Source organism: Flavobacterium sp. LMO8, assembly GCF_009495755.1.
GTDB lineage: Bacteria > Bacteroidota > Bacteroidia > Flavobacteriales > Flavobacteriaceae > Flavobacterium.
Genome location: NZ_WIBJ01000002.1, coordinates 1 through 236 on the forward strand (window position 1 = coordinate 1; position 236 = coordinate 236).

At 43.2% G+C, this 236-nt stretch carries 1 protein-coding gene; it reads right to left on the reverse strand.

The annotated features are described in order from the left end of the window. Nucleotides 1-236: hypothetical protein (locus GFJ94_RS12560; RefSeq protein ID WP_162523752.1), on the reverse strand; the 236-nt coding region annotated here is incomplete at both ends.

Genomic DNA, 236 nt, shown 5'->3' on the forward strand with positions numbered 1-236 from the left:
GATAGCACCTCCAACAGCCACAGTAGGTCCAGCAGGAGAAAACAAATAAGTAGTTCCCGCAGCATAATTTGAGATGCTTGCACTTCCATTAGCAGCACAAGTTGGAACAATATTTGCAATAGCAGGAACAGTAGGAGTGGCTAATTGCACACCAATGGTAAATCCAGCAGAAGCTGCAGAACTACAACCCCCTAAGTTAGCTGTTACAGTATAATTAGTTCCAATAGTCATTCCAG